Raw genomic sequence first — 5,080 nt, 5'->3', positions numbered from 1 at the left:
GGTCCCGGCCGCGGAGATCATCCGGGAGGCGGCAGAGGCGATGGCGCAGTCGTGGTTGAGCACGGAGAGCAGGTAGGTCTCCAGGATGCAGGCCTCGGCGAACGTGGACTCAACGATCAGCACGGGGGAGTTCGGGAAGTACGCCTCACCCTCCGGATAGCCCCAGATGTCGCCGGAAAAGCTATAGCCGGCCAGGTACTCCAGTGTCTGGTCGTTGACCACCTTGGTCCGGCGCAGGTAGTCCAGTTCCGGCTCGCCGAAGCGGAAGTTCGCGATCCCTTCCAGGAGGCGGCCGGTGCCTGCCACGATGCCGTAGCGGCGCCCGTCCGGGAGCCGCCGGGCGAAGGCCTCGAAGACCGATTTGCGGTGCGCCGCGCCGGACTGCAGGGCACCCTGCAGCATGGTCAGCTCGTAGTGGTCTGTGTACAGGGACGTGCGGGGACGGTCCCAGCCAGCGGAGGTACTCACAAATTCACTCTAGTGTGCATCCCCATAGAATGGACAGATGACCCTCAGCGTTGCGCTCGGCCCCGACACACGGGAGAGTACCCAGACCGGAACAGTGACGTCCGGCGACGTCCTGACCGCCCCGGACGTCCCCTGGAACCTCGTGATCTGGAACGATCCCGTGAACCTGATGAGCTATGTGAGCTATGTGTTCCGCAGCTATTTCGGCTACTCGGAGGCCAAAGCGAACAAGCTGATGATGGAGGTCCACAAGAAGGGCCGCTCGATCGTGGCGCACGGCAGCAAGGAACAGGTGGAGCAGCACGCCGTCGCGATGCATGGCTACGGCCTCTGGGCGACGGTGGAAAAGGCCACCGGCGGCAACGCGGGCGGTTCCGGCAAAGGCAAGGGAAAACGTGGCTAAGGCATTCAAGTACGGGCTCAAGGGCATCAAGGGCCATCTGGAGCCGGCCGAGCGGGAGCTGCTGCGCAGCCTTTTCGATGACGTCATCTCCATGCTGGAGCCGGAGCAGCGCGCCAACGAGGACCCGCTGGCGGCCCTGGTGGGCCTGGACACCGAAGCCCGCGAACCCTCTGACCGCGCCATGCGGCGGCTGTTGCCGAACGTGATGAAGAACGACGACGACGCCTCCCTGGAGTTCCGCCGTTACACCGAGCGGTCGCTGCGCGAAAGCAAGATCGGCGCGCTGAAGGCGGCCGCACTGAGCCTGGACCGGGACAACCTCGTCCTGACCCCGGACGACGCCCGGCACTGGGCCACCGCGCTCAACGATGTCCGGCTGGTGCTGGCCGAACGCCTCGACATCCGTGACGACGCCGACGCCGACAACATCCACCTCATGCAGGACTGGGCCCAGGCCGAGGACGTCGAAAGCTACCTGGCCCTGGTGTACAACTTCACCACCTGGCTGCAGGAGTCGCTGGTCCAGGCCATGGCGCACTCGCTCGATAGGTAGGCCGCTAAGGGACAGCGGTGGCGTCAGAAACAGGCACGGACTGTATCTGTGGAAGCTCCTCGAAGGCCGGCTTTGCGAACCAATATCCCTGAAACAAGCGGATGCCGGCCTCCTTCAGAATCCGGAACTCCGCCTCCGTCTCGATGCCCTCTGCGAGCACCGTGATGTCGAGATCCTTGGCGATGCCGACGATGCCAGCAACGACAGCCTGGCGGGCCGGGCTGGTGTCGATTCCCCGGATGAGCTTCATGTCGATCTTGATCAGGTCCGGCTGGAAATCGGCCAGCAGCCCCAGCCCTGCATGACCGGCACCAAAGTCGTCGATGGCGGTGGTGAAACCATGCTTGCGGTATTCGGTGATGATGTTCGTGAGGTGGGCGGTGTCGGAAACCTCCTCATTCTCCGTGAACTCGAACATGATCGACGACGTCGGAAAGCTGCAACGCCTGGCTGCAAGCAGCGTCGCACGAAGGCACGCGGCCGGTTCGTACACCGCGTTCGGCATGAAGTTGATGGAGAGAATCAAGTCCTCACCGGCAGGAAACAGCCGCGATGCCAGCTCGATTGCCTTGACGCGGCAGTCCTGGTCGAAACGGTACTTTTGCTCAGGTGCGACTCTGGACAGGACGTGAAAAGCCCCCTCGCCCGACAAGCCTCTGACCAGTGCCTCGTAGCCCCATACGCGACCAGCAACGGCGTCATAGATCGGTTGGAAGGCCATGCTGAAATCAAAGTCGAGCTTTGACGACGTCGTGCAGCCGTCGCATGTCATATGCGGTCCTTTCGCTGTTTCGTCCATCGTGGGGGCACGACGGTCGCCGCCGACATCCCGACGGCGCCCATAGCATACAGGGCGGGGACAGCGGCAGGCTGGCACCGATGAGCAGGGGTCTTCCCCGCGTTGCCCATCGGCCCGAAACCCGTGTGACCCATCAGACACGAGTTGCAGGACACAATGTGATGGCCGTGCCTGTAGTGAAGCCCTATCCTCGAATAATCATGACTTCAGCATCAAATACGGATCCGGCAGCGCCAGCTGCGGCGGAGACCGCAGCGGGCAGCGCCGGAAATGCCGGGCTGGCGTCGCGCCCCATCGGCGTCTTCGACTCCGGAGTCGGCGGCCTCACGGTGGCCCGCTCGATCATTGACCAGCTGCCCAACGAATCCATCCTGTATGTCGGTGACACTGCGCATGGCCCCTACGGCCCCCTTCCCATCGCCGAAGTCCGGGCCAACGCCCTCGGCGTCATGGACGAGCTCGTGGATTCCGGCGTGAAGCTGCTGACCATCGCCTGCAACTCCGCGTCCGCCGCCGTGCTGCGTGACGCCCGCGAACGGTACACGGCCCGGTACGGGATCCCCGTGATCGAAGTGATCCAGCCGGCCGTGCGGCGTGCCGTCGCGGCGACCCGGACGGGCCGGGTGGGCGTGATCGGGACCTCGGCCACGGTGGGCTCGCGCGCCTACGAGGACACCTTCGCCGCGGCCCCGGATCTGGAGATCACGTCCGTGGCCTGCCCGGCGTTCGTGCCGTACGTGGAGGCCGGGATTACCACCGGACCGGAACTGCTCGCAGTCGCCCGCGACTACCTGGCACCGCTCATTGCCGCCGGAGTGGACACCGTGGTGCTCGGCTGCACCCACTACCCGCTGCTCACCGGCGTGATCTCCTTCGTTATGGGCGAGGACGTCACGCTGGTTTCCAGCGCCGAGGAAACCGCCAAGGACGTCTACCGGGCTTTGGCCTCCCGGGGCCTGGAGCGCACGGACGCCGCGGCGCCGGAGCACAATTTCATCGCCACCGGCGACGCCGCCCAGTTTGAGCACCTCGCCCGGCGCTTCCTGGGCCCCGAGGTCCTCAGTGTCCGCCACGTGGACCACGTCGCGGCGCAGTACCCCACCGGCAGCCTCGCCCGGATCACCCCGGAGATGATCGCCGCCGCCCGGGCCGGCGCGGGCCGGCCGCGGATCTCCAACTTCGTGGGCGGATCCGCGGGCGGGGGACCACTGCTGTGAAGCTGACCATCGTGGGCTGTACCGGCTCCTTCCCGGGGCCGGGTTCGCCGGCGTCGTGCTATCTGCTGACCGCCAACGACGGCGAGCGGAACTGGAAGATCGTCCTGGACCTCGGCAGCGGGGCTCTCGGCGCCATCCAGCGCTACACGGACCTGGAGGACATTGATGCGATCTTCCTCACCCACCTGCACCCGGACCACTGCATGGACCTGTGCGGGCTCCATGTTGCCGTGCGCTGGAAGCCGGGCGGCTGGGGACGGGGAAGGATTCCGGTGTGGGGGCCCGCCGCGACGGCCGACCGGATGGCCACGGCCTACGGGCTGGACCTGGATCCGGGCATGCACGAGGAATTCGATTTCAGCACCTGGTCCGAGCGCAAGCCGGTCAGCGTCGGCCCGTTCACGGTGACGCCCTATGCGGTGAACCATCCGGTCGAGGAGGCCTACGCCCTCCGCGTGGAGGTCACCGAGCCCGCCAAGGACGGCACGCCCGTGACCCGCGTCCTGAGCTACTCCGGGGACACGGACTCCTGCGCGGGCCTGGAGGACGCCGCGCGCGACGCCGACCTTTTCCTGTGCGAGGCGGCGTTCGAGGAAGGCCGCGACGACGCGATCAAGGACGTGCACCTGACGGGCAAGCGGGCGGGGGAGGCCGCCGTCGCAGCCGGCGCGCGCCGGCTGCTGCTGACGCACATTCCCGTCTGGACGTCGCCGACCACCGTCATGGCAGAGGCCAAGGAGATCTTCGGCAAGGACGTGGCGGTCGCCGTCGCGGGCGTGCACTACACCGTCTAGCGCGCGCAGGCGGCCCGCGCGGGCCGGGCCGGGTGAGTCGATAAGCTAAAGGCATGACTTCCCAAGCTCCCAGTGTCCCCGTCATCCGCGCCGACGGCCGTACCCCCGACCAGCTGCGCCCGATCAGCATCACGCGCGGCTGGTCCAAGCAGGCCGAGGGTTCGGCCCTGATCGAGTTCGGCAACACCCGGGTCCTGTGCACGGCTTCCCTGACCGAGGGCGTGCCGCGCTGGCTCAAGGGCGAGGGCCGCGGCTGGGTCACGGCCGAGTACGCCATGCTGCCCCGGGCCACGAACACCCGGTCCGACCGCGAGTCGGTCAAGGGCAAAATCGGCGGCCGCACCCACGAGATCTCCCGGCTGATCGGCCGCTCGCTGCGCTCCATCATCGACACCAAGGCCCTCGGCGAGATCACGATCGTGCTGGACTGCGATGTCCTGCAGGCCGACGGCGGCACGCGCACCGCGGCGATCACCGGCGCCTACGTGGCACTGGCCGACGCCATCCGGTTCGCCCGCGAGAAGAAGATGATCGCCCGCAACGCCCAGCCCCTGATCGACACGATCGCCGCGGTGTCCGTGGGCATCATCGACGGCGTCCCGATGCTCGACCTGCCCTACGTCGAAGACGTGCGCGCCGAGACCGACATGAACGTCGTGGTGACAGGCTCCGGTAAGTTCGTCGAAGTCCAGGGCACCGCCGAGGGCGCACCGTTCGACCGTGACGAACTGAACAAGCTGCTGGACCTGGCGCTGCTGGGCACGGAGCAGCTCGCCGCGATCCAGCGCGACACCCTGGCGGAGGCCCCGTGACGGAGACGCCCCTCGCGGACCGGCCGGAAGCCGA

6 protein-coding genes and 1 pseudogene are annotated in these 5,080 nt (G+C 67.1%); 5 read left to right on the top strand and 2 right to left on the bottom strand.

Translation table 11 applies throughout. The features are described 5' to 3' along the window. A pseudogene (locus Y706_RS24035) lies at positions 1–468 on the bottom strand (nicotinate phosphoribosyltransferase); the annotation flags it as partial. Between the two features lie 37 nt (positions 469–505). Between Y706_RS24035 and clpS the strand changes: the two are divergent. Both clpS and Y706_RS0107040 read left to right on the top strand, forming a co-directional pair. After that, the gene (clpS, locus tag Y706_RS0107045; protein WP_018775730.1) at positions 506–871 is read left to right on the top strand and encodes an ATP-dependent Clp protease adapter ClpS; all 366 of its coding nucleotides are present in this window, start codon (positions 506–508) and stop codon (positions 869–871) included. Next, positions 864–1,424: a DUF2017 domain-containing protein gene (locus Y706_RS0107040; protein WP_028276046.1), complete on the top strand. Its 561-nt coding sequence runs from the start codon at positions 864–866 to the stop codon at positions 1,422–1,424. Before clpS ends, Y706_RS0107040 begins: the two co-directional genes overlap by 8 nt. Positions 1,425–1,428: 4 nt before the next feature. Here Y706_RS0107040 and Y706_RS24030 read toward each other — a convergent pair whose 3' ends face one another. Next, positions 1,429–2,196: an EAL domain-containing protein gene (locus Y706_RS24030; RefSeq protein ID WP_043435232.1), complete on the bottom strand. Its 768-nt coding sequence runs from the start codon at positions 2,194–2,196 to the stop codon at positions 1,429–1,431. 227 nt (positions 2,197–2,423) lie between these two features. Between Y706_RS24030 and murI the strand changes: the two genes are divergently transcribed. The 3 genes from murI to rph are packed head-to-tail and all read left to right on the top strand — an operon-like array spanning position 2,424 to position 5,046. Further along, complete coding sequence (gene murI / locus Y706_RS0107030; RefSeq protein ID WP_028276045.1) at positions 2,424–3,440, top strand: glutamate racemase; 1,017 nt, start codon at positions 2,424–2,426, stop codon at positions 3,438–3,440. After that, entirely contained in the window at positions 3,437–4,234 is a 798-nt protein-coding gene (locus tag Y706_RS0107025; RefSeq protein WP_028276044.1) for an MBL fold metallo-hydrolase, read from the top strand. The genes murI and Y706_RS0107025 overlap by 4 nt, the downstream gene beginning before the upstream one ends. A gap of 53 nt (positions 4,235–4,287) precedes the next feature. Then, a complete protein-coding gene (rph, locus tag Y706_RS0107020) occupies positions 4,288–5,046 on the top strand; it encodes a ribonuclease PH (RefSeq protein ID WP_028276043.1) in 759 nt (252 codons plus the stop codon). Positions 5,047–5,080 lie beyond the last annotated feature (34 nt).

The organism is Arthrobacter sp. I3 (assembly GCF_000520575.1).
Taxonomy (GTDB): domain Bacteria; phylum Actinomycetota; class Actinomycetes; order Actinomycetales; family Micrococcaceae; genus Arthrobacter; species Arthrobacter humicola_A.
This window is presented reverse-complemented; position numbering and strand designations above follow the sequence as displayed.